Raw genomic sequence first — 21,573 nt, 5'->3', positions numbered from 1 at the left:
GCACGGGTATCGCGAACAGCGTGGGCCGGTCAGCGCGTGGTGGCGCGGGCCGCCGTGTCGATCAGGTCGGCCACCGGCTTCGGCTGCGAGACCGTGACCGCGTGCGAGGCCGTGATCTCGACGGTGTGCGACCCGGCACGCCTGGCCATGAACCGCATCGAGTCGGCGGGGATGGCCAGGTCCTGCGTGGTCACCATGAACCAGGACCGGATGGACTTCCACGCCGTCCGGGTGGCGGTGTCGTCGAGCGCGGCACTGGTGATCGGTCGCTGGGTGACGGCCATCAGGTCGGTGACCTTCCGTGGGACGTCGGCCGCGAACACCCGCCGGAACTGGTCCTGCTTGATGTAGAGGTCGGTGCCCGTACCGGCACCGGGGATCGACACCGGCACGGAGTCCAGGGCCGGGCCCAGTTGTCCGCCCGGGAACTTCGCGGCCAGAGCCGAGGTGCTCTCCCCCTGCTCCGGGGCGAAGCTCGCGATGTAGACCAGTGCCTTGACGTCGGTGTCGCCGTCGGCGGCCTCGCTCATCACCGATCCGCCGTAGGAGTGACCGGCCAGCACGATCGGGCCCCGCACGCTCTCCAGCACGCTGCGCAGGTGTTCGGCGTCGGCGTGCAGGCCGCGCAGCGGATTCGGGGCGGCGACCACCGGATAGCCGTCCCGTTTCAGGTGCGTGATGACGCCGTTCCAACTCGACGAGTCGGCGAACGCGCCGTGGACCAGCACCACCGTGGGCTTGGCCCAGGGCCGGTGCCCCGCCACCGCCTGCGCGGAGCCGGCGACCAGCGCGGCCACCGCCACACCGGCGGCGACGGCCGTCCACGGAGCGATGCGCCTGGACAGGAACGGAAGGTTGATCTTCATGGGTGGATCCTCTCGATCGGGAGCGGCCCGAGCGGGCCGGGTCTCGGGTACGGACGGAGTGGTCAGACGGAAGCGGCGGCGCGGAGGATGACGTCGGCCACCGCCTGCGGCTGCGACACCGGAAGCGCGTGCGAGGCACCGGCGACCTCCACGGCCTCCCGCGCGTTGGCGCGTTCGGCCATGAAGCGGAACACCGCGATCGGGATGGCGAGGTCCCGCTCCGGGGAGATGAACCAGGACGGGATCGTCTTCCAGGCCGGCTCGCCGGAGCCCTCGTTGAGGGCGGTGGTGTGGAACGGCCGCTGGGTGGCGGCGTCCAGGGCCGCCTGCTCCGGCGTGAGGTCCGCAGCGAAGTGCTCGTGGTAACTCTCCGGACGGACATAGACGTCGGCGGTGCCGTCGCGCAGCGGCACCTCGTGGAGGTGTTCGCCGAGGGTGGCGCCCGGGAACTTGCCGGTCAGGTCCGGCACGTTCTCGCCCTTCTCCGGAGCCAGGGCGGCCACGTACACGAGGGCCTTGACGTTGTCGTTGCCGGTCGCGGCGTTGGAGACGACCGCACCCCCGTAGGAGTGGCCGACCAGCACGATCGGACCCTCGATCGTGGCCAGCAGGTCGGCCACCACGGCGGCGTCCCCGGAGAGGCTCCGCAACGGGTTCCCGGCCGCGATGGTGCGGTGACCCGCGGCCTGCAGCCGACTGATCACTGCCTTCCAACTGCCGGACTCGGCGAAGGCGCCGTGGACCAGGACGATGGTGGGCTTCATGGGCTGTCTCCTCGACGTGGGCGGTGACGGCACGAACGGCGCCGTCGATGGGTCCACGGTCGTCTCCCGGGCCGCTCACCGAATCAGTCATCCGCCTGCCGTGAGCAACGGTGCGGCGCGGAGGACGACCGGAAGCCGAGTCCTTTCGCCGGAATCGTCCGCTCCTGCTGGTCGCTGTCGGCCGGCGCGCCTCGTCGGGCGGTCGACGGCTGCGGACGACTCGGTTAGGTCATTCGACCGATGCCCCGGCACCCTCCGCCGCCGGGCTACGTATGCCGCCGAACGAAGTTCACGCCACGGGTCGTCATTTTCTGTCTACATAGTCATCGACCCACACCGTTGCCGATCTCCATGAGCCCGCGAAAGGCTGACCTGGCGCGCTCACACCACACCGCACGGACATCGATCCAGGGAGGCACCACCATGGGCCGGAGAATTCGTACTGTCGCGGGCCTGACCGTGGCCGGCATCGCCGCCACGGTCGCTCTGCACGCTCAGCCCGCGCAGGCCGCCGTCGAGGTACCCCCCTCGGGGCTGAGCATCTTCGAGGGCACCTTCGCCACGCTGCTGCTGCACGTCGCCGAGCCCGACGGCACCTGCCTGGCCATGCCGCCGACCGCGGCGTCGCTCACCGGGGAACGCATCGTCGAACAGGTCAGCGCCTTCAGCGGGCCCAACTGCACCGGCCTCCAGTGGAACCTCGGCACGTTCCGGACCTTCACCGCCGGCAAGTACCAGTCCTTCCGGGCGTACTCGTTCTGACCGCTCGCTGAGGCGCTGCCCGCCGCAGCGCTGCTGGAGTTGTGTAAGGAGGGGTCCCCTGCTAACGCCTCGTGTATAGCAGGGGACCCCTCCTTACACGTCCGGCGGCGCGTCGTCGCGCAGCTTCGCCAGGCGGCGCCGGATCGCGGCCTCCTGATCCCGGTCCGTGTCGTTGGCCAGGCTCAACGCCACCAGCCATGCCGTCCGGGCGGCGGGCCGATCATCCATCGCATAGGCGATGTCCCCCAGACCCAGATTCGCCCGGACCCTGAGCACCCGGCCGCCGACGGCCACGGCCAGTTCGTCGGCTGCGGCGAAGTCCGCCAGGGACTCGGCGTACCGCCGCTCGCGCAGATAGAGGTTCGCGCGCCGGAGGTGGCACTGGCCGCGGCGGACACCGTGGTCGAGTTGCTCGCTCATGGCCAGGGCGCGGCCGATGGTCTGGAAACTCTCCGCGCGGTCGCCGAGTTCGTACTGCGTGTCGGCGAGACGGGACAACACGTCCACCTGGGCCACCTGCTCGCCGAGCGATTCGGCGATACGCAGTGCCTGGTGGAGACAGGTGACGGACCGATCGTGGTCACCGACCGCGAAACTGACCTCGCCGAGGTTGCGCAGTGTCAGCGACTCCCGGGACGCGTCACCCAGCTCGACGAAGATCGCCAGAGCACGGTCGAGCAGGGTCAGGGCTGCGGCGCTGTCGCCGAGGTAGAAGCGGGCGCCGGCCAGGCTGCGCAGCATGTTCGCCGTACCTGCCGAGTCGCCGGCGCCTTCCGCCGCGTCCAGGCATTCGCGCACCACGGTCGCCCACTCCTGCCACCACCCGTCGCGCTGGTAGAAGCCCTGCACCGTGAGCTCCAACTGCCAGGCGTCGTACACCCGACCGCTGTCGTTGGCCTGGCGCATGACGGCTTTCAGCACGTCCCGTTCGGCGGCGAACCATTCGACGGCCTCCCGGGCGTCCGTCGGGTTCTCGTCGACGACCCCGTCGTACGCGGCGGGCGATTCGGCATCGATCTCGGGATTGATGTGGCGGTTGGCCGCGTGGGCGGCACGCCGGTAGTAGCGGAGCAGCCGATCCGCCGCCGCGTCACGCTCCGCGTCGGAGCCGGCGCCGGCCAGCAGTTCCCGCGCGTACGCGGCGATCAGATCGTGGGCGCCGTACCGGCCGGACCGGCGTTCCGTGACGAGTCTGCTCCGCGCCAGTTCCTCGACCACGTCGCCGGCATCCTGCACGGCCAGGCCGGCGAGGCTCGCCGCGGCGGGCAGGGTGACGTCCGGGCCCGGATGCAGGGCCAGCAGACGGAACAGGCGTGCGGCGGACGGGCTGAGGCCACGGTAGGACCAGGAGAAGATGGCCCGTAGGTCGCTGTCGGAATCCTCGATGCCGAACGCGTCGAGGCCGCCCTGGGCGTCGCGCAGTTCGGCCGCGACGGCCGACAGCCGCTGTTCGGGATGGGCCAGAGCCCGGGCGGCCACCACGGCCAGTGCCAGTGGAAGCCCCGCACACCGGTCGACGATCTCGTCCAACGCCTTCCGGTCCGCCAGGGCATGCGTGGACCCGACCCGCGAGACCACGAGCTCACGCGCCTCGTCGTCCGGCAGGACGTCGAGCGCGAGCACGTGCGCCCCGTGTGTCGCGGCGAGACCGGCCAGGCAGTAGCGGCTGGTGACCAGGACGAGGCTTCCCGGAGCACCGGGGAGCAGAGGCCGGACCTGGTCGGCGTCGCGGACGTTGTCCAGCACGATCAGCACCCGACGCTCCGCCAGGACACTGCGGTAGAGCCCGGACCGGGCCAGGTCGCTGGTCGGGATGTCCGGGCCACGGACGCCGAGCGCGTGCAGGAATGCCTGGAGCACCTCTCCCGGGGGCAACGCGGCGTCCGGGTCCAGGCCCCTGAGGTCGGCGTAGAGCTGACCGTCCGGGAACTCGTCGGCCAACCGGTACCCGAGGTGGGTCGCCAGGCTGGTCTTGCCGACGCCGGGGATGCCCTCGATGACGACGATGCGCAGAGCCCCGGCGGCGGTACGGCCGTGGATGAGCGCGAGCGCCCGGCGCAGGCTGTCCTGGCGTCCGGTGAAGTGGGGAAGGTCCGGCGGTAGCTGGGCCGGACTGACGAGGAAGCCGCCCGCTGACGGGCTCTCGTCGGGCCGCCGACCCGGCGCCATCTCGGGGGCCCCGTGCCGCAGGACCGTCCGGTACGCCTCCTGGAGTTCGCGGCCCGGATGGATCCCGAGATCGTCGGAGAGCCGGCTCCGGAGTTCCTGGTACAGGGCGATCGCTTCGGCCTGCTGCCCGGCTGCGGACAGCGTAAGCAGCAACCTGGCCTGGACGGCTTCGTCCAGCGGACGCTGCGCGGCGACGCGCCGCAGCATCGGTAGCACCAGCCGGGCCGTTCCCGCACGCAGTGCCAGGTCGGTGGCCTCACCCACCAGGTCGGCGTACTCGTCGTCCACCGACTCGAAGTCGGCGACCGGACGACTGAGCAGGTCCGGAGCGCCGCCGCACGGCCCGCGCGAGAGTTCCAGTGCCTGTACGTAGGTCGTCAGCGCCTGAGCGGGGTCGTCGGTTTCCCGCGCCCGACGCACCAGGTCGCGGAAGCGCAGCAGGTCCAGCCCGTGCGCGTCGACCATCATGCGGTAGCCGGCCGCGTCGCTCGCCAGCCACCGTCCGGGTGTCCGAGGGCGCAGGTCGGGTTCGAACAGCCGCCGCAGGGAGCCCAGGTGAAGGTGGACGATGTTCACCGCGCTACGGGGTGGGCGTTCGTCCCACAACAGCGTGACGAAGTCCGTGATGCCGACCGGCCGGCCGGCGCGGGCCAGGAGCAGCGCGAGGATCAGACGCTGCTGGCGTGATCCCGGGTCGACCTCGCGTTCGCCGCGCCACACCTGCACCGGGCCCAGCACGGCGAAGCGTACGGGTGGACCGTCGTCCGGATTTCCGGCACCCATCAGCATCGCGGGCGGTCTATGATCACGCCTCTCAGCTTAGGTCCGTCGGCAAGGCGACTGAACCCTGACCGCCCGCGATCGTCGTTCCGGGTGTGACGTCATCGCATGAGCTGTTGGTCGGGCGCGAGGTGGAGCTGGCGTGCATCGGCCACTTCCTGCAATCGGTACGGCGCGACGGGGATGTCCGGTTGGTGCGCGGCGAGCCCGGTGTCGGCAAGTCGGCGTTGTTGGACGCGGCGGCGGACCTGGGCGAGGCCGCCGGCTTTCAGGTGTTGCGGGCGTCCGGCTCGGAGTTCGAGGCGGACGTCAGCTACTCCTCGCTCAACCAGCTACTGCTACCGCTGTACGCCGAGATTCGACGGCTGCCCCCGGCACTGCGCGACGCGCTCACCGTCGCGCTCGGTTTCGGCTCCGGCCCGACGCCTGCGGCACTGCTGGTCTGCAACGCCGCCCGGTCTCTGCTCACCACCGTCGCCAAGAAGGCGCCCGTCCTGCTGATCGTGGACGACGTGCAGTGGGTCGACCGGTCCAGCGCCGTCGCGCTCGGCTTCATCGCCCGGCGGGTGGCGAGGTCACCGGTCGGCGTGATCGCCGCCTTCCGGACCGGCACCGAGAGCTTCCTCGACCGTCGTGGCCTCACCGAGGTCACTGTCGAGCCGCTGAGTACCGAAGCCTCCGCCAGGCTGGTGGACTCGCACTTCCCCACCATGACGTCGCCCACCCGGCGACGCCTGCTCGACCTCGCCCGGGGCAATCCGCTGGCCCTGGTCGAGCTACCGGCCACCCTCGCCGGAGCGGCGCATCCCTCGGCCTTCGCCGACGTCGTACCGCTCAGCGACCGGCTTCAGGCCGGCTTCGCCAACCGCATCGCCGGTCTGCCCGAGCCCAGCCGGCTGCTGCTGTTGCTCGCCACGTTCGAGGGCAGCGGCGACGTCCGCACCCTGCGCGGCATGACCGACCTGACCCATCTGGCACCGGCCGAACGACACCAGTTGGTACGGGTCGACGACGCGACCGGGCGCATCACCTTCCGGCATCCCCTCATCCAGTCGGCGATCGTGGCGTCCTCCACGCACGAGGAGCGGTGCCGGGCTCACCTGGCCATCGCCGAGGCGTTGCCGGACGATCCGGAACGTCGGAGCTGGCATCTGGCCGCCGCCACCGCCGGTCCGGACGAGGCGGTGGCGGCAGAACTGGAGCAGGCATCCCATCGCGTCATGCAGCGGGGCGACTCGCTGGCTGCCATCGCCGCCCTGATGCGTGCGGCCGAACTGAGCGCCACTCCGCAGAGCACCGCACGGCGACTGGCGCAGGCGGCGTACATCGGTGCGGAGGCCGGCGGTTCCGGCGATGCGACCACCCTGCTCGCCCGGTCGCGGGAGATGAGCGTCGGCTCGGCCGGTGCGCTGCACGCCGCCGGCGCTGCGGCCCTGCTGATGATCAATGGTGACGGCGACGTGCACACCGCACACCGTCTGCTCGCCGGCGCGATCGAGACGGGCGAGCACGGCTGGCGCGCGGACGATCCGGCGCTCGACGAGGCCATGCACACGCTGCTGTTGCTGTCCTGGTATGCCGGCAGTCCCGACCACTGGGCCGTCTTCCATCGACTTCTCGGGATGTTCACGCCGGGTCCGAGCGACCTCCTCTCGGTGATGAGCAGGACCTTCCCCGATCCGGTGCGCACCGGTGCCGCGGCGGTGGCAGACCTGGAGGCGCTGATCGCGTCGTTGCCCGAGGAGGAGGATCTGACCCGGGCCATGCGGATCGGCACCGCCTCGGTCTATCTGGACCGGTTGGGCGAGAACCGCGAGTACTCGTGGCGACTCGTGCGGCAGGGACGCGAAGGCGGGGCACCACGGCGGCAGTTGGCCGCGATGATGCACCTCTGTCTGGACGGGTTCCTCACCGGCCGGTGGGACGAGACCGAGGAGTTGGCCGTCGAGGCGCAGCAGGTCTGCGGTGACAGCGGTCTGGGGTTCCTGAAGTGGTACTTCCTGTACAACCGCGCGATCGTCGCGGCCGGTCGGGGCCGGTCCGGCGAGGCTTTCGAGCTGGCCGACGAGATCACCCACTGGGCGCTACCGCGCGGGGTGGCGGGAGCGGCTGCCATCGCCCATCACCCGCGTGCGCTGGCCGCCGCCGCACAGGGCGACTTCGAGTCCGCGTACCGGCACGCCGCCGCTTCCAGTCCTCCCGGTGTCCTCGCCCCGTACGTGCCGAACTGCACGTACGTGATGTTCGACCTGGTGGAGGCCGCCGTCCGGACCGGGCGCACCGCCGAGGCCCGGGCGCACGCCAAGGCCATGCGCGAGGCGGACGTGGCCGCCCTGTCGACCCGCATGCGGCTGCTGCAGCACGGCGTCGACGCGCTCGTGAGCGACGGCGACGACGCCGCCGCCCGGCTCGCGCAGACCCTGGACGAACCGGCTTCCGAGCGCTGGCTGTACGAGGCGTCGCGGATCCGGCTCGCCTACGCCGAGAAACTGCGTCGTCATCGGGATCCGTCGGCAGCCCGCCACCATCTCCTCGCGGCCCGCGACGGTTTCGCCGCGATGGGCGCCGAGCCGTGGCTGGCCCGTACCGCAGCCGAGCTGCGCGCCACCGGCTACCGACCGGTCGTCGCCGAGGAACCGGCCACCGGTCTCGGCGGTCTGACCAGTCAGGAGCTGGAGATCGCCGGACTGGCCGCCAGCGGCCTCACCAACAAGCAGATCGCCGAGCGCCTCTATATCTCCCACCGCACGGTCGGCGCCCATCTCTATCGCATCTTCCCGAAGCTCGGCGTGTCGGCGCGTGCCGGACTGCGTGACGCCCTTTCAGCGCAGTTTCCGAAATAGTGGAATGGTCAACTGAATGGCAATAAAGTAGAAATTAAGAGGCACCTCGTACGCTTTCCCCGACGCGCTGGAACTGGACGGGGAATTCGATGTCGACAGTCACCGCCACCGAGGATCTCATGCGGGACCTGCACCGCGACAACGGTGGCGCGCTGCTGCACTACCTGCGGAGGCTGACCCCACCGGGGTCCCTCTGCACCGCCGAGGACCTGCTGCAGGAGACGATGCTCCGGGCCTGGCGCAGTCTGGACCAGATGCCGCCGGGCCCGGAGCCGCAACGGCGCTGGCTGTTCACCGTCGCGCGGCGTCTCGCGATCGATGCGTACCGCAGACGGCAGAGACGGCCCGTCGAGGTCGGCATCGCCGAGGCGGACCTCGCGCACTCGGTCAACGCGGCGGAGACGGCGATCGCGTCACTCACGTTGCGACGCGCCGTCGGCGAACTCGGCGCCACCCACCGGTCCGTCCTGGTGGAACTGTACGTGCATGGCCATTCCGTCGACGAGGCTGCCGCCGCGCTCGGCATTCCCGCCGGTACGGTCAAATCGCGCGCCCATTATGCGGTACGACATCTGCGCGATTCGCTGATGAACACCTGAGGGTCGTTCACCGCCGGGAGGGGCTGATTCCTTCCAGGGCGAGTCGCACCAACCGCTCCGCCTCGGTCGCGCTTGTGGATTCCGCTGCCAGTGCGATCGCCTTGACGAGGGTCACCAGGTCGATCATCTCGACGTCCGCGCGCACGGTCCCCTCCTCGGCGGCGCGACGCCGCAGCGGTTCGCCGGCCGCCACGAGCATCGCGGAGCAGGACTCGCTCTCCTGTGGCGCCCTGAGCAGGGAGGTGACCAGGCCGCGGGTGGTCGTGCTGTAGACCGCCAGCTCGCACAGCCAGGTCGTCAGTGCCTCGCGGGCGTCCGGCCCGGTCGACAGGTCGCCGGCGCGGGCACAGAGCGCCTCGACGCGGTCGTGGAAGACCGCCTCCAGCAGCGCCCAGCGGGACGGGAAGTGCCGGTGCAGGGTCGCCGAGCCCACGCCGGCGGCTCGGGCGATCTCCTCCAGCGACGCGTACGCGCCGTCCCGGGCGACCGCCTCGCTGGCCGCCGTGACGATCAGCGCGCGGTTGCGTTGTGCGTCAGCTCTCATCGCCTGCCGTTTGGATAAGTGGGGTGTGCCCCCATATCGTAGCCGACATGAAGTGGGGTGCCACCCCACTTGTTCCGAGGAGGAGACATGGCCGTCCTTGTCATCGGTGCCACCGGCAAGCAGGGCGGCGCCACCGCCCGGGCCCTGCTCGACCGGGGCGTCGCGGTACGCGCCCTGGTCCGCGACACCACCGCCGCCACCGCACTCGCCCTCCGCGAACGCGGCGCCGAACTGGTCCGGGGCGACCTGGACGACCCCGCCTCGCTCCTCGCCGCAGCACGCGGAGTGGACGGCGTCTTCTCCATCCCCTTCCCGGATCTCACCGATCTGCAGGGCGATGCCGAACTGCGCCGGGGGCGGCACCTCGTCGAGGCCGCACGCAGGGCCGGGGTGCCGCAGTTCGTCCACAGCAGCGTCGCCGGTGCCGGTGACTTCCACCGCAACCAGCCGGGCTGGGCCGAGGGCCGCTGGGACCGGCACTACTGGGAGAGCAAGGCGGAGATCGACGAACTGGTCCGCACCGGCGGATTCGCCCGCTGGACCGTCCTCAAGCCCGCGACCTTCATGGAGAACCTGCTGGAGAAGTCCTTCCTGTTCGGCGACTGGTCCAGCGGCACCATCGTCACCGGCTTCGCCGAGGACACTCGCATCGCCTGGATCGCCGTCGACGACATCGGTGCCGCCGCAGCGACCGCCTTCACCGGACCGGGCACGCTCGACGGCAAGGAGGTGGAACTCGCCGGCGACATGCGCACCATGACCGAGGTCGCCGCGATCCTCAGCGAGGTGACCGGCCGGACCGTCACCGCGCCGGTCCTCACCCCGCAGGAGGCGGTGACGCGCGGCCTGCCACCATTCATGATCAGGACTGTCGAGCAGATCAACGAGAACGGCACCCCCGCCCGACCGGAGATCGCCCAGGCACTCGGCCTGCCCACCACCGACTTCCGCACCTGGGCCCGTCGCACCTTCGCCTGACCGCTCGGGTGCCGGGCCGGCTGCGGGACAGCCGGCCCGGCAAGCCCGACGAGGTCGCCCACCCGGTCGAGGTCAGGACCGCCGTCGGGCCACCGCCTGGATCTCGATGAGCAGGTACGGGTGGGGAAGCTGGTGCACGGCGACGGTGGTGCGGGTGGGGCCGGTCTCGTCGAAGTACTCGGCGTAGACCTCGTTGTAGCCGCCGAAGTCGTTCATGCTCACCAGGTAGGTGGTGAGCTGGACGAGGTCGTCGAGGTCGGCCCCGACGGAGTGCAGGATGTCGCGGATGTTGTCGATGACGGCGCGGGTCTGCGCGCGGATGTCGAGGTCCGTGACGCCCATCGGGTCCGCCGCGGCACCGACGATCGTGTTGTCCGGCCGGCGGCTGGACGTACCCGAGACGAAGATCAGGTCACCGGCGACCTTGACATGCGGGAACCGGCCGCGCGGCGTGGCCTTGCCGGGCACCACACCGTCGTGTCGTGCGCCGTTCTCTCGGGGCGGGGTCACGACGCGACCCGCAGGGACGCGGTGCCGAGCGTGTCGACGGTGACCCGGACGTGTGATCCGGCCCGCAGCGGCACGGCGGCGGTGGCCGCGCCGGCGAGCAGGACCGCACCGTCGGCCAGTTCCACGCCGCTGGCGGCGGCGAGCCGGACCGCCTCGGCGAGTGCCCGGCGGGGATCGCCGAGGATCGCGGCGGTGGATCCGATCTGGACGGGTCGCCCGTCGACCTCCATCAGCACACCGAGGTTGTCGATCCCGTCCGGCACCGGCTGCCAGGCACCGAGGACGAAACCGCTGGCCGAGGTGTTGTCGGCGATGACCTCGGGCAGGGTGAAGCGGAAGTCGACGTACCGGGAGTCGATGACCTCGAGGGCCGGCGCGACCGCCGTGATCGCGCCGCCGTGGACGAGGAAGGCGACCTCCGGCTCGACCTTGGGGTGGAGGTGCGCGGAGAGCCGGAGCGTGCCGCCGTCGGGGATGCGCATGGCGTCGGTGAGCCGGCCCCAGATGACCTCGTCGACGCCCATCTGTGCCATCTTGGCCCGGCTGGTCAGCCCGAGCTTCAGGCCGACGGGACGCTCGCCGCGCGAGAGGCGGTGGGCGACCACGGCCTGCTGCACCCGGTAGGCGGTGGGTACGTCCAGCTCGGCGTCGGTGCCGATCTGCGGGATCGCGGTACGGCTGGTCGCCGCGTCGTCGAGGCGTCGGGCGAGGTGGTCGGTGGTGCTCATCGGCTTCCTCCGGTCGCGGTGGTCCGGTCGGTGGCAGCGACCAGGTCGAGGGCGACGTCGACGATCATGTCTTCCTGTCCGCCGACCATGCGGCGGCGACCCAACTCGACGAGGATCGAGCGGACGTCGATCCCGTAGCGCTGCGAGGCCCGCTCGGCGTGGCGCAGGAAGCTGGAGTAGACCCCGGCGTAGCCGAGGCTCAGCGTCTCCCGGTCGACGCGGACCGGCCGGTCCTGCACCGGCCGGACCAGGTCGTCGGCGGCGTCCATCAGCGCGAACACGTCGCAGCCGTGGTCCCAGCCGTGGAGTTCGGCGACGGCGGCGAACACCTCCAGGGGGGCGTTGCCGGCGCCGGCGCCGTGCCCGGCCAGGGAGGCGTCGATCCGGGTGGTGCCGTGCTCCACGGCGGCGACGCTGTTGGCCACGCCGAGGGAGAGGTTGTGGTGCGCGTGGATGCCGATCTGCGTGGCCGGATCGAGGACCTGGCGGTACGCGTCGACGCGCTCGGCGACGTCGCGGGTCAGCAGCCGGCCGCCGGAATCGGTGACGTAGACGCAGTGCGCGCCGTAGGACTCCATCAGCTTCGCCTGGGTCGCCAGCGCCACCGGGTCGTTCATGTGCGCCATCATCAGGAACCCGGACACGTCCATGCCGTTGTCGCGCGCCCATCCGATGTGCTGCGCCGAGATGTCCGCCTCGGTGCAGTGCGTGGCGATCCGTACGCTGGTCACGCCCAGGTCGCGGGCGGCCTTCAGGTCGGCGATGGTGCCGATGCCGGGCAGCAGGAGGGTGGTCAGTCTCGCGGTGGTGACCGCCTCGGCCGCCGCGGCGATCCAGTCCGCGTCGGATGCGGCGCCGTGCCCGTAGTTGACGCTGGAGCCGGCCAGGCCGTCGCCGTGGGCGACCTCGATCGCCGCGACCCCGGCCGCGTCGAGGGCGGCGGCGATCGTACGGACCTGGTCGACGGTGAACTGGTGCCGGACGGCGTGCATGCCGTCGCGCAGTGTCACGTCCTGCAGATAGAGCCGGGTCATGCCGGCACCTTCCGATCGGTGCGGAATTCGACCATCCGTTCCGCCGTGCGCAGTGCGGCGGAGGTCATGATGTCGAGGTTGCCGGCGTACGCGGGCAGGTAGTGCCCGGCACCGGACACCTCCAGGAACACCGACACCTGTACGCCGGTGAACCGGGTGCCCAGCGCGGGCACGTACGTGTCGACGTGGTCGAACTGCACGCGTTGTTTCAGCCGGTAGCCGGGCACGTATCCGGCGACGGTGGCGACCATGGTCTCGATCGACGCGGTGACGGCGTCCTGGTCGACGTCCTGGTCGGGGCAGAGGCAGTAGACGGTGTCGCGCATCATCATCGGTGGTTCCGCCGGGTTCAACACGATGATCGCCTTGCCACGGCGGGCGCCGCCGACGACCTCGATCGCCCGCGCCGTCGTCTCGGTGAACTCGTCGATGTTGGCCCGGGTGCCGGGGCCCGCCGACCGGGAGGCGATCGACGCGACGATCTCCGCGTAGTGCACGGGTGTCACCTGGCCGACGGCGGCGACGACGGGGACGGTCGCCTGCCCGCCGCAGGTCACCATGTTCACGTTGGGCTCGTCGAGGTGCTCGCCGAGGTTGACCGGCGGCACCACGTACGGGCCGACGGCGGCCGGGGTCAGGTCCACCACCAGCCGGCCGTGCTCGCGCAGCAGCGCGGCGTGGCGGCGGTGCGATCCGGCAGACGTGGCGTCGAACACGACCCCGACGTCGGCGAACTCCGGCATCGTCAGCAGCCCGTCGATCCCGTCGGCGGTGGTGGCCACGCCGAGCCGGCGGGCTCTGGCGAGGCCGTCGGAGGCCGGGTCGACGCCGACCATCGCCGTCATCCGCAGCGACTCCGACAGGCGCAGAACCTTGATCATCAGGTCGGTGCCGATGTTCCCCGGCCCGATCACGGCCACCCCGGTCATGCCGCCTCCCCCGGGCTGAAGCAGGCCCGGACCGAGCCCAGGCCGGAGATCCGCGCCTCGTACGTCGCCCCGGCGGTGACCGGCACCATCGGTCCGAGTGCGCCGGACAGGACGATGTCCCCGGCGGCCAGCGGAGTGCCCGCGCCGGCCAGGGTCTGTGCGAGCCAGGCCACCGCGTGGACGGGGTTGCCGAGGCAGGCGGCGCCCGCCCCGACCGAGACCGGTTCGCCGGCGTGTTCGAGGACCATCCCGGCCAGGCGGAGGTCGACGTCCGCCAGCGTGCGGGGCTGGTTGCCGAGCACGAAGAGTCCGGAGGAGGCGTTGTCGGCGACGGTGTCCACGATGGAGATGTCCCAGCCGGTGATCCGGGAGTCGACGATCTCGATCGCGGGCAGGACGTGGTCGGTGGCCCGGATCACGTCGGCGGGTGTCACCTGCGTGAACGGCAGGTCGGCGCCGAGCACGAAGGCGACCTCGGCCTCCACCCGGGGTTGCAGCAGCCGACCGACGTCGATCTCGGTGCCGTCCGGGACCGCCATGTCGGCGAAGAGCACCCCGAAGTCGGGCTGATAGACGCCGAAGGCCTGCTGGACGGCGGAGGACGTCAGGCCGATCTTCGCGCCGACCCGGCGGCGACCCGCCGCCTCCCACTCGGCGACCTGTGCCTGCTGCACCTGGTATGCGGCGTCGACGTCGCCGACCGGGATCAGGTCGCCGCGCAGCGGCGCGACGGGGGTATGCGTCTCGTAGGCGGTCCGCAGCAGTCGGGCGGACCGGGCGACATCACTCATGACAGATCCACACAGACGTTTGTCAGTTCGGAGTAGAAGTTCAGGGAGTGGGTGCCGCCCTCACGGCCGACACCGGAGGCCTTGGCCCCGCCGAACGGGGTGCGCAGGTCCCGAAGGAACCACGTGTTGACCCAGACGATGCCGGTCTCCAGGCGCGTGCCGGCCCGGTGGGCGCGGCCCACGTCGCGGGTCCAGACGGTGGCGGCCAGGCCGTAGTCGCTGTCGTTGGCCAGGTCGAACGCCTCGTCCTCGTCGTCGAACGGCGCCACGTGGCAGACCGGGCCGAAGACCTCCTCCCGGTTGACGCGGGCGTCGGGCCCCAGGCCGGTCAGGACGGTGGGACGGACGTAGGCGCCGCCGTCGCGGGCGTCGGCGAAGGTCGGTATGTCACCGCCGGCGAGCACCGTGGCGCCCTCGGTCCGGGCCAGGTCGTAGTAGCCGAGCACCTTGTCCTGGTGGGCGTGGGAGATCAGCGGCATGTTCGCCGTCGCCTCGTCGGCGGGCCAGCCGAAGGTCAGCTCGTCGGCGCGGGCGGCGAGCCGGCTCACGAACTCGTCGAACACCGGTCGCTGCACGAGCAGTCGTTCGGTGCAGAGACACACCTGGCCGCCGTTGGTGAACGAGGAGCGCACCGAGCCCTCGATCGCGGCGTCGAGGTCGGCGTCGGCGAAGACCAGGCCGGCGTTCTTGCCGCCCAGTTCGAAGGAGACCGCCTTCACGCCGTCGGCCGCCGCCCGCATGATCGTCTGGCCGGTGGCCGACTCGCCGGTGAAGGTGATCGCGTCGACGTCCGGATGCTGGGTCAGGAACTCCCCCGCCGAGTCGGGTCCGAAGCCGTGCACGACGTTGAAGACACCGTCGGGCACTCCGGCCGCCGCCATCACCTCGGCCAGCAGTGTCGCCGACGACGGCGTCTCCTCGGAGGGTTTGACCACCACGGTGTTGCCGCAGGCGAGGGCCGGGGCCACCTTCCAGGTCAGCAGCAGCAGCGGCAGGTTCCAGGGCACGATGACCGCGACCACACCGACCGGTTTGCGTACGGCGTAGTTCAGGGCGCGTCCGCCGGTGGGGGTCGGGGTCGTGAAGGACTCCGTCGGGGTGGTCGACACGATCTCGGCGAACGCGCGGAAGTTCGCCGCGCCACGGGGGATGTCGAGGGTGCGGGCCTGCGAGATGGACTTGCCGGTGTCACCGACCTCCGCCGCCACCAGGTCGTCGAAGCGGCGTTCCAGCTCGTCGGCGACCCGGTAGAGGACCGCGGCCCGCTCCCGCTCCCCCATCCGGCCCCAGGGCCCCCGTAGCGCCGAGCGGGCGGCGGCCACCGCGGCGTCCACCGTGGACCGGTCGGCCTCGGCGACGTAGCGGATGGTCTCGCCGGTCACCGGGGAGACCTTGGCGAAGCGCGTGCCGGAGGTGTCGAATACGCCGTCGACGAAGTTCGGCAGGACGGTCGGCTCGCCGGCCGGTCGGCCGGCGAGCAGACTCGGGGACCAGAGCCCGTCGGTCATCACAGGCGTGCCTTTCGGTCAGGACGTGGTGGGCGCGGGGTCGGGGGCTTCGGCGGTGCCGGGATCGGCCACCAGGGCGACCACGGCGGCGTCGACGGTGGACTCGCCGGTCACCGAGGCGGCTGCCTCGTCGGTGACGACCAGCACGGTGGTGCCGACGCCGACGTTGAGCGGGTCGACGGCGACCAGCTCGGAGCCGTCGGGCCGGACCCGGACCAGGACGAGGCGTCGGCCCTGCAGCGAGGGCAGGATGCGGTCCGCCCACACCTTGCCGACGACCTCGCCGAGCACCATCAGGCTTCCCCGCGCAGGCTGGCCATGACCTCGCGGATCCGGGCCGTCTCGGGGTTGTCGAGCAGCGCCGCCGTGGTCGGGTGCGGTTTGGGGTAGACCTGCGAGCTGCGCAGGTCGCCGTGGGCGCGGATGGCGGCCTCGCCGGCGGCGACCGCCTGCCGCACGGCGGCGAGGGTGCCGCGTACGGCGACGGCGAGGTAGCCGCTGGTGACTCGTTCGACGCCGACGCAGCGGACGTCGGCGGTCTTGATCATGGCTTCGATGCCCGCGGAGAGGGCGACGACGCCGCGGGTCTCGACGATGCCGATGGCGATGTCGGAGGACATGTCTGGGTCTCCTTACCGGCTGTCAGTTGCCGACGAGTTGGGGGTCGGCCGCCAGCGCGCTGACGGCGTCGCAGGGGCTGGCGAAGACGATCGAGCGCACCGAGCGGCTCTTGGCCCGGGCGGTCTCCTCGCCGATGTCGACGGCCTCCTCGACGGTGGCGAGGTCACCGCGGACGGCGACGGCGATGATGCCGCCGCCGAGCCGGACGACCTTGGTGACCTCGACCTCGGTGGCCTTCACCATCGCGTCGACGGCGTCGAAGATGGGGGTGAAGCCTTCGGCTTCGACGAAGCCCACGGCTGTGTTCCGCATGCTCTCTCCTCTAGTGGTGGTCTGGCAGGTTCCAGGACAGGACGGCGCCGCCGGTGCCCCAGATGGGGCCGTAGGAGTGCAGGTGTGCCGGGCCGGTGCTCGCCCCGGCGCCGGCGGCGAAGGCCAGGGCCCGGAACTGGCTGTCGGCCTGGGCCTGCCGGGCGAACTCCTCGCGGACGGTGAGGGCTTCGTCGATCTTGCCGGCGGTGAGCAGGTCGAGGATCCGGGTGTTCCACTGCTCGTGGGCGGGTGCGCCGATGCGGTCCTGGTCGGGTTCGATCCACTCCTGGATGAGCCCGGAGGACATCCCGGTCACCACGACGACAGCGGCGCGCAGTCCGGCGTCACGGGCGGCGGTGGCGCCGGCGCGTCCGACGGCGGCAAGGGTGTCGGCGTCGGCGTAGAGGTTGCAGGAGACCTGCGCCCACCGCAGCTTCCGCTCGGGGTCGAGCAGTGCGGAGGTGACGATGGTGCCGGTGTCGATCGGGAATCCGTCGTAGCGGGTCCGTCGGGCCTGGAGTCCGTCGGACTGGACCCGGGCGGCCCAGCGTTCCGTGAAGTCGACGTCGAAGCGGAGGTCGTAGTCGAGCAGGCCGTAGTCGTAGGCGTACCAGTTCTCGTCGACGTGCTGGCCGCGCGGGTTGGGGTCGCACTGGAACTGGTGGCCCAGGACGGTGAACCACTGGGTGGAGAGCAGCAGCACCACGTCGGGTTCGAGTCGGCGTAGCCGGGCGCCCACGTCGCGGGCGGCGTCGGCCAGTGCCGACCAGCTCGGTGCGGCGTGTCCGGCGAGCAGGTGCGGCATGCCGGGCAGCAGTGCGCCGGCGACGATTCCGGTCCGGTCAGCCATGGTGGTTCCCCTCGGGCACCCACTCGACGACCGCGTTGCCGGTGCCGATGATCGTGCCGTAGCCGAGTACGTCGCCGGCGACCTTGGGCCAGCCCATCGCGGCGAGCATCCAGGTGAGGCTGCCGGCCTTGGTCTCGCTGGCGGTGGCCTCGATGTGTTCGGGGATGAGTTCGCGCAGCGGTGCGGTCGGTCCGCGCCGGATCGCTTCGAGCAGTTTCATGTCCCACCGGTACTGGTGGTTGTTGTAGGGGTGTTCCCGTTCCATGTCCTCGGGCAGCTCCGGTTCCTCGTGCCAGTGCAGGTGCGACAACGAGTTGGAGGCGAGCAGGACCGCGCGGCGGCCGGTGGCTTCGACGGCCCGTCGGGTGGCTTCGCCGAGGACCTCCATCTCCTCCAGGGAGGCGTCCGAGTAGAAGTACGGGTTGTTGTTGGCCGAGAGGGAGACCACGGGGATGTCCCAGGCCGGGTTCGCGAGGTGCAGGGCGCCGATGGTGGCGTAGTCGACGCGGACGCGGGGGTCGTGCAGGGTGCGGGTGACCAGGCCGAGTCCGTTGGCCTCCTCGGCGATGGCCTCGCCGAGTTCGACGTCGGTGCGGAAGTCGTAGTGGTAGCGGAACAGGTGCGGGAAGATCGGTTCGACGGAGGTGCCGCGCGGGTTGGGCACGCAGTTGACGTGGTGACCGACCATGGTGATCCAGTGCGGGGCGTGCACGATGAGTACGTCGGGTTTGTGGACCTCGCGGATCCGTGTGCGCAGGCGCTCGTACGCCCAGCGCAGCGTCTCCCAGCCGCCGGTGGAGCGTGGTTCGTTCTGTGGCGGGTTCTCGGCGTAGATCAGGTGGGGCGGGTGCGGGCTGAGGCAGCCGGCGACGATGCCGCACCGTCGTGCCGTGGTGGTCGGTGACGGGGTGCGTGGGGCGGTGGTGGCACCGCCACGGGCCGGTGTGACCGGCACCCGGAAGACCTTGCTCATGAGCGTCCTTCCCCGCGTAGTACCCGCACGTGGGAGCGGTCGTGTGGGGCGGTGCCGAGGATCTGCAGCCCGTCGTCGTCGAGGGCGAGTTCGTCGGCGGCCAGTGCGGTGTCGTGTCGGATCCAGGCCCGCAGCGGCGCGGGATGTCCGCCGTGGACCTCGACGAGGGTGTCCTCGGCCAGGCCGCTGTCGGGGGCGACGTAGGCCAGGCGTCGCTGGCCGCGCTGGCCGGTGTAGGCCGGCTGGGTGGTGACGGTGGTCCGCAGCCAGCGTCGCTGGTCGCGGAGCCGTTCCCGGGTGGCGGCGGTCGCGGTGGGGTCGACCCGGCCGTCGGCGTCGAGTTCGACGCCGTAGCGCTGTCGTGCTTCGGCTGCGGTCAGGTACTCCTGGGTGACGTCGTCGGCGACGTGCTCGGGCAGCCGGTCCAGCGGGTCGCCCCAGCCTCCGCCGCCGGCGGACTCCATGACCAGCAGGTCTCCGGTGCGCATCGGGAAGCCGGCGACCTTGCCGGGGGTGGCGAAGTCGACGCGTTCGCCGTCGCCCCGCCGGATGTGGGTCACGGTGGGCGCGCCGGGGCCGCCGTGCCGCAGGCCGTAGGGCGGGACGGTGGTGCGGTCGGTCTGCACCGAGTACGCGCCGCCGCTGGCCAGCAGGCGGGTCTCGCGGCGGCTGCCGAGTCCGCCTCGGCGTGCGCCGTCGCCGCTGGAGCCGGTGCGCAGTTCGCAGGCCTCGACGAGGATCGGGATCTCGGTCTCCAGTCGTTCGACGGACTGGATGGTGGAGATGTCGCCGAGGTCGACGGGGTTCATGGCGCTGGGCCCGTCGGATTCGAGGAATCCGCCGTTGCCGCCGGCCGGGTAGTCGTAGTAGAGGTAGGGCCGGCCGGTGTGTTCGTCGACGCCACCGATGAGGTTCTGGAAGGTGGTGCCGAACTGGTCGGCGGCGATGAGGTCGGGTGCCACCTGGCTCAGTGCGGCCATCACGGCCGAGATGACGCGTTTGCGGACCTCGCTGTGGGCGTTTGCCGGGGCCGGGTAGCTGACGTGCACGACGGTGCCGGGTTCGGTGTGCACCCGCAGGGGCCGGAAGGCGCCGTGGTTGACCAGGCCGCCGGGGTCCAGGGCGGACTTGACGGCGATGAAGACACCGGCGACGGTCATCGCCCGCGAGGAGTTGACCACGGCGGCGACCTGGGTCGACGAGCCGCGGAAGTCGGCCTCGATCTCGTCGCCGTCGATGGTGAGCGCGCAGCGCACGATGGCGGCGTCGTAGTGTCCGTCGGTGTAGAGGTCGAGGTAGTCCTCGTAGCGGTAGGTGCCGTCGGGCAGCGCCTGGATCATGGTGCGCAGGCGGTGCTCGGTGCGGTCCATGTTGGCGGCGACGGATTCGAGGATCAGGTCGGTGCCGTGCCGGGCGACGAGTTCGCGCAGGCGCCGTTCGGCGGTGTGGCAGGCGGCGATGCTGGATTCCAGGTCGCCCCGGCGTTCCTCGGCCATCCGGACGTTGGCGAAGACGATGTCGAACGCGGCCCGGTTGGGTCGCCCCTGCTCGATGAGCTTGATCGGGGGGATCCGCAGCCCCTCCTGGAGGATCTCGGTGGCCTGGCCGGAGACGCTGCCCGGGGTCATGCCGCCGATGTCGGCCCAGTGCATGCGGACGCACGGGAAGAGGAAGAGCTGGTCGTCGACGAAGACCGGGCTGATCAGGGTGACGTCGTTGAGGTGGCTGCCACCGCGATAGGGGTCGTTGACGATGTAGAGGTCACCGGGGCGCATCTCGTCGGCGAAGTCGGCGAAGATCTCGGCGACCGAGGCCGGCATGGCGATGACGTGGCCGGGCATGTCCCGGCCCTGGGCGACCATCTGTCCCTCGGGGTCGAACAGTGCGCAGGAGAAGTCCTGCGCGTCGGCGATCACCGGCGAGTGCGCGGTACGGAAGATCGTTTGTCGCATCTCCCGGACGATCGAGATGAGACCTTCGGTGACGACTTCCAGGTCGATCGGGTTCACAGTCATGCGGATGCCTCACTGGTTCCGGCTCGATCCCGGTGGTGGGAGAACGGACCATCTGGGATGGGCCACCGTGGGTGGGCCATCTCTTCGGGTGGACCATAACGCGCTGGACCATATTGTGGTCCTAGGGTTATATTATGAAACCTAGCAACCGAGAAGGTGGGAAGCAAGATGTCGTACGCCACTGAGACCAGCCCGGACGACGCGCCGACGCCCCGCGAGTCCGGCACACAGGCACTCGACCGCGCCCTCAGCGTGCTGCTCGCCTTCCGTGGCAACGACGCCGAACGCAAGGTCAGCGACGTCAGCCGCGAGCTCGGCCTACACAAGTCGACCGCCAGCCGGCTGTTCCGGGCGCTGGCCGACGCCGGTTTCCTGCACCGCAACGAGGACAACGGCAACTACCGGCTCGGGGTCACCGTCTTCGAACTCGGCGCGCGCTACCTCGCCGGCCTGGACCTGCACACCCTCGCCCGTCCCCTGGTGCACCGGCTGGCCGAGGAGGAGGGCGAGAGCGTCAACCTGTCGGTCCTGGAGGACCTCGACGCGATCTCCATCCACGTCGTGCAGGGCACCCGCAACCTGCAGCTCGTCTCCCGGCTGGGCCGGCGTATCCCGCTGTGGTGCAGCGCCGCCGGCAAGGCGCTGCTGATCGACCAGGACGACGCCGCGCTGCGCGCGACGCTGGCCGACGCACCCTTCACCGCGCTGACCGCGAACACGATCACCGACCTGGAGACGTTCGTGTCCCGGATGGCGACCGTCCGCGAGCAGGGCTGGGCGCTCAACGACCAGGAGAGCGAGGAGGGACTGCGGGTCGTGGCCGCGCCGGTGCGCGACCGCCACGGCCGGGTCACCGGCGCGATCAGCGTCTCCGGCCCGATCTTCCGCCTCGACGAGGCCCGGGTGACGCAGCTGGCCGCGGCGGCCCGCCGCACCGCCGACGAGCTGTCCCGGCAACTCGGGTACGGCTTCGGCGACGTGTGGGGCGACTGACCCG

Annotated in this window: 21 protein-coding genes; 5 read left to right on the top strand and 16 right to left on the bottom strand. The window is 71.2% G+C overall.

Annotated features, from left to right (window positions below; genetic code table 11):
* Positions 1 to 29 precede the first annotated feature (29 nt).
* Together ABZ738_RS19120 and ABZ738_RS19115 are read right to left on the bottom strand one after the other, a co-directional pair.
* Positions 30 to 866 (bottom strand): alpha/beta hydrolase, encoded by an 837-nt coding sequence (locus tag ABZ738_RS19120; RefSeq protein ID WP_131053150.1) that lies wholly within the window; start codon positions 864 to 866, stop codon positions 30 to 32.
* Between the two features lie 62 nt (positions 867 to 928).
* A complete protein-coding gene (locus ABZ738_RS19115) occupies positions 929 to 1,630 on the bottom strand; it encodes an alpha/beta hydrolase (protein ID WP_131053149.1) in 702 nt (233 codons plus the stop codon).
* Positions 1,631 to 2,053: 423 nt separating this feature from the next.
* On the opposite strand from ABZ738_RS19115, the gene ABZ738_RS19110 reads away from it, so the two are divergent.
* A complete protein-coding gene (locus ABZ738_RS19110; RefSeq protein ID WP_131053148.1) occupies positions 2,054 to 2,392 on the top strand; it encodes a hypothetical protein in 339 nt (112 codons plus the stop codon).
* A gap of 93 nt (positions 2,393 to 2,485) precedes the next feature.
* Here the strand turns inward: ABZ738_RS19110 and ABZ738_RS19105 are convergent, their stop codons facing one another.
* Positions 2,486 to 5,350, bottom strand: coding sequence for a BTAD domain-containing putative transcriptional regulator (locus ABZ738_RS19105; protein WP_131053147.1), 2,865 nt, complete (start codon positions 5,348 to 5,350; stop codon positions 2,486 to 2,488).
* A gap of 86 nt (positions 5,351 to 5,436) precedes the next feature.
* Here ABZ738_RS19105 and ABZ738_RS19100 point away from each other — a divergent pair, with 86 nt between their 5' ends.
* Positions 5,437 to 8,184, top strand: coding sequence for an AAA family ATPase (locus tag ABZ738_RS19100; RefSeq protein ID WP_357214838.1), 2,748 nt, complete (start codon positions 5,437 to 5,439; stop codon positions 8,182 to 8,184).
* 119 nt (positions 8,185 to 8,303) lie between these two features.
* On the top strand, positions 8,304 to 8,783 hold the full coding sequence (locus tag ABZ738_RS19095) for a sigma-70 family RNA polymerase sigma factor (protein WP_357214835.1): 480 nt from the start codon (positions 8,304 to 8,306) through the stop codon (positions 8,781 to 8,783).
* A gap of 7 nt (positions 8,784 to 8,790) precedes the next feature.
* Here ABZ738_RS19095 and ABZ738_RS19090 read toward each other — a convergent pair whose 3' ends face one another.
* Entirely contained in the window at positions 8,791 to 9,327 is a 537-nt protein-coding gene (locus ABZ738_RS19090; RefSeq protein WP_131053144.1) for a TetR/AcrR family transcriptional regulator, read from the bottom strand.
* A gap of 87 nt (positions 9,328 to 9,414) precedes the next feature.
* Between ABZ738_RS19090 and ABZ738_RS19085 the strand changes: the two genes are divergently transcribed.
* On the top strand, positions 9,415 to 10,305 hold the full coding sequence (locus ABZ738_RS19085) for an NmrA/HSCARG family protein (protein WP_131053143.1): 891 nt from the start codon (positions 9,415 to 9,417) through the stop codon (positions 10,303 to 10,305).
* Between the two features lie 72 nt (positions 10,306 to 10,377).
* Here ABZ738_RS19085 and ABZ738_RS19080 read toward each other — a convergent pair whose 3' ends face one another.
* From ABZ738_RS19080 to ABZ738_RS19025, 12 genes are read right to left on the bottom strand one after another with little or no spacing between them, the layout of a single operon-like run.
* Positions 10,378 to 10,815, bottom strand: coding sequence for a RidA family protein (locus tag ABZ738_RS19080; RefSeq protein WP_236145723.1), 438 nt, complete (start codon positions 10,813 to 10,815; stop codon positions 10,378 to 10,380).
* Positions 10,812 to 11,543, bottom strand: coding sequence for a fumarylacetoacetate hydrolase family protein (locus ABZ738_RS19075; protein ID WP_131053142.1), 732 nt, complete (start codon positions 11,541 to 11,543; stop codon positions 10,812 to 10,814). The genes ABZ738_RS19080 and ABZ738_RS19075 overlap by 4 nt, the downstream gene beginning before the upstream one ends.
* On the bottom strand, positions 11,540 to 12,577 hold the full coding sequence (dmpG, locus tag ABZ738_RS19070) for a 4-hydroxy-2-oxovalerate aldolase (RefSeq protein ID WP_131053141.1): 1,038 nt from the start codon (positions 12,575 to 12,577) through the stop codon (positions 11,540 to 11,542). Before dmpG ends, ABZ738_RS19075 begins: the two co-directional genes overlap by 4 nt.
* On the bottom strand, positions 12,574 to 13,506 hold the full coding sequence (locus ABZ738_RS19065; RefSeq protein WP_357214829.1) for an acetaldehyde dehydrogenase (acetylating): 933 nt from the start codon (positions 13,504 to 13,506) through the stop codon (positions 12,574 to 12,576). The genes dmpG and ABZ738_RS19065 overlap by 4 nt, the downstream gene beginning before the upstream one ends.
* Complete coding sequence (locus ABZ738_RS19060; protein ID WP_357214826.1) at positions 13,503 to 14,297, bottom strand: fumarylacetoacetate hydrolase family protein; 795 nt, start codon at positions 14,295 to 14,297, stop codon at positions 13,503 to 13,505. The genes ABZ738_RS19065 and ABZ738_RS19060 overlap by 4 nt, the downstream gene beginning before the upstream one ends.
* Complete coding sequence (locus ABZ738_RS19055) at positions 14,294 to 15,805, bottom strand: 2-hydroxymuconic semialdehyde dehydrogenase (protein WP_176093607.1); 1,512 nt, start codon at positions 15,803 to 15,805, stop codon at positions 14,294 to 14,296. Before ABZ738_RS19055 ends, ABZ738_RS19060 begins: the two co-directional genes overlap by 4 nt.
* Positions 15,806 to 15,823: 18 nt before the next feature.
* Positions 15,824 to 16,099, bottom strand: coding sequence for a EutN/CcmL family microcompartment protein (locus ABZ738_RS19050; protein ID WP_131053137.1), 276 nt, complete (start codon positions 16,097 to 16,099; stop codon positions 15,824 to 15,826).
* Positions 16,099 to 16,425: a BMC domain-containing protein gene (locus ABZ738_RS19045; protein WP_176093608.1), complete on the bottom strand. Its 327-nt coding sequence runs from the start codon at positions 16,423 to 16,425 to the stop codon at positions 16,099 to 16,101. The genes ABZ738_RS19050 and ABZ738_RS19045 overlap by 1 nt, the downstream gene beginning before the upstream one ends.
* A gap of 22 nt (positions 16,426 to 16,447) precedes the next feature.
* A complete protein-coding gene (locus tag ABZ738_RS19040; protein ID WP_117230022.1) occupies positions 16,448 to 16,738 on the bottom strand; it encodes a BMC domain-containing protein in 291 nt (96 codons plus the stop codon).
* 10 nt (positions 16,739 to 16,748) lie between these two features.
* The gene (locus ABZ738_RS19035; protein ID WP_357214820.1) at positions 16,749 to 17,588 is read right to left on the bottom strand and encodes a 2-amino-5-chlorophenol 1,6-dioxygenase subunit alpha; all 840 of its coding nucleotides are present in this window, start codon (positions 17,586 to 17,588) and stop codon (positions 16,749 to 16,751) included.
* Positions 17,581 to 18,561 carry a tRNA U-34 5-methylaminomethyl-2-thiouridine biosynthesis protein gene (locus tag ABZ738_RS19030; RefSeq protein WP_131054367.1) on the bottom strand — a complete coding sequence of 327 codons (981 nt, stop codon included), beginning with the start codon at positions 18,559 to 18,561 and terminating at the stop codon, positions 17,581 to 17,583. Before ABZ738_RS19030 ends, ABZ738_RS19035 begins: the two co-directional genes overlap by 8 nt.
* The gene (locus ABZ738_RS19025; RefSeq protein ID WP_131054368.1) at positions 18,558 to 20,576 is read right to left on the bottom strand and encodes a hydantoinase B/oxoprolinase family protein; all 2,019 of its coding nucleotides are present in this window, start codon (positions 20,574 to 20,576) and stop codon (positions 18,558 to 18,560) included. The genes ABZ738_RS19030 and ABZ738_RS19025 overlap by 4 nt, the downstream gene beginning before the upstream one ends.
* Positions 20,577 to 20,744: 168 nt before the next feature.
* Here ABZ738_RS19025 and ABZ738_RS19020 point away from each other — a divergent pair, with 168 nt between their 5' ends.
* Positions 20,745 to 21,569: an IclR family transcriptional regulator gene (locus tag ABZ738_RS19020; RefSeq protein ID WP_236145837.1), complete on the top strand. Its 825-nt coding sequence runs from the start codon at positions 20,745 to 20,747 to the stop codon at positions 21,567 to 21,569.
* The last annotated feature ends 4 nt before the right edge of the window (positions 21,570 to 21,573 follow it).

The organism is Micromonospora sp. NPDC047793, assembly GCF_040642635.1.
In the GTDB taxonomy this organism is placed as follows: Bacteria; Actinomycetota; Actinomycetes; order Mycobacteriales; family Micromonosporaceae; genus Micromonospora.
The sequence above is the reverse complement of the archived record's forward strand: the minus strand, read 5'-3'. Positions and strand labels throughout refer to the sequence as shown.

Bases quoted from the DNA above. Each gene is read 5' to 3' on its own strand.
- ABZ738_RS19090 (WP_131053144.1), bottom strand. From the start codon at position 9,327: ATGAGAGCTGACGCACAACGCAACCGCGCGCTGATCGTCACGGCGGCC.
- dmpG (WP_131053141.1), bottom strand. From the start codon at position 12,577: ATGACCCGGCTCTATCTGCAGGACGTGACACTGCGCGACGGCATGCAC.
- ABZ738_RS19110 (WP_131053148.1), top strand. From the start codon at position 2,054: ATGGGCCGGAGAATTCGTACTGTCGCGGGCCTGACCGTGGCCGGCATC.
- ABZ738_RS19030 (WP_131054367.1), bottom strand. From the start codon at position 18,561: ATGAGCAAGGTCTTCCGGGTGCCGGTCACACCGGCCCGTGGCGGTGCC.
- ABZ738_RS19105 (WP_131053147.1), bottom strand. From the start codon at position 5,350: ATGCTGATGGGTGCCGGAAATCCGGACGACGGTCCACCCGTACGCTTC.
- ABZ738_RS19050 (WP_131053137.1), bottom strand. From the start codon at position 16,099: ATGGTGCTCGGCGAGGTCGTCGGCAAGGTGTGGGCGGACCGCATCCTG.
- ABZ738_RS19035 (WP_357214820.1), bottom strand. From the start codon at position 17,588: ATGGCTGACCGGACCGGAATCGTCGCCGGCGCACTGCTGCCCGGCATG.
- ABZ738_RS19060 (WP_357214826.1), bottom strand. From the start codon at position 14,297: ATGAGTGATGTCGCCCGGTCCGCCCGACTGCTGCGGACCGCCTACGAG.
- ABZ738_RS19055 (WP_176093607.1), bottom strand. From the start codon at position 15,805: ATGACCGACGGGCTCTGGTCCCCGAGTCTGCTCGCCGGCCGACCGGCC.
- ABZ738_RS19095 (WP_357214835.1), top strand. From the start codon at position 8,304: ATGCGGGACCTGCACCGCGACAACGGTGGCGCGCTGCTGCACTACCTG.
- ABZ738_RS19040 (WP_117230022.1), bottom strand. From the start codon at position 16,738: ATGCGGAACACAGCCGTGGGCTTCGTCGAAGCCGAAGGCTTCACCCCC.
- ABZ738_RS19085 (WP_131053143.1), top strand. From the start codon at position 9,415: ATGGCCGTCCTTGTCATCGGTGCCACCGGCAAGCAGGGCGGCGCCACC.
- ABZ738_RS19115 (WP_131053149.1), bottom strand. From the start codon at position 1,630: ATGAAGCCCACCATCGTCCTGGTCCACGGCGCCTTCGCCGAGTCCGGC.
- ABZ738_RS19065 (WP_357214829.1), bottom strand. From the start codon at position 13,506: ATGACCGGGGTGGCCGTGATCGGGCCGGGGAACATCGGCACCGACCTG.
- ABZ738_RS19025 (WP_131054368.1), bottom strand. From the start codon at position 20,576: ATGACTGTGAACCCGATCGACCTGGAAGTCGTCACCGAAGGTCTCATC.
- ABZ738_RS19045 (WP_176093608.1), bottom strand. From the start codon at position 16,425: ATGTCCTCCGACATCGCCATCGGCATCGTCGAGACCCGCGGCGTCGTC.
- ABZ738_RS19075 (WP_131053142.1), bottom strand. From the start codon at position 11,543: ATGAGCACCACCGACCACCTCGCCCGACGCCTCGACGACGCGGCGACC.
- ABZ738_RS19120 (WP_131053150.1), bottom strand. From the start codon at position 866: ATGAAGATCAACCTTCCGTTCCTGTCCAGGCGCATCGCTCCGTGGACG.
- ABZ738_RS19020 (WP_236145837.1), top strand. From the start codon at position 20,745: ATGTCGTACGCCACTGAGACCAGCCCGGACGACGCGCCGACGCCCCGC.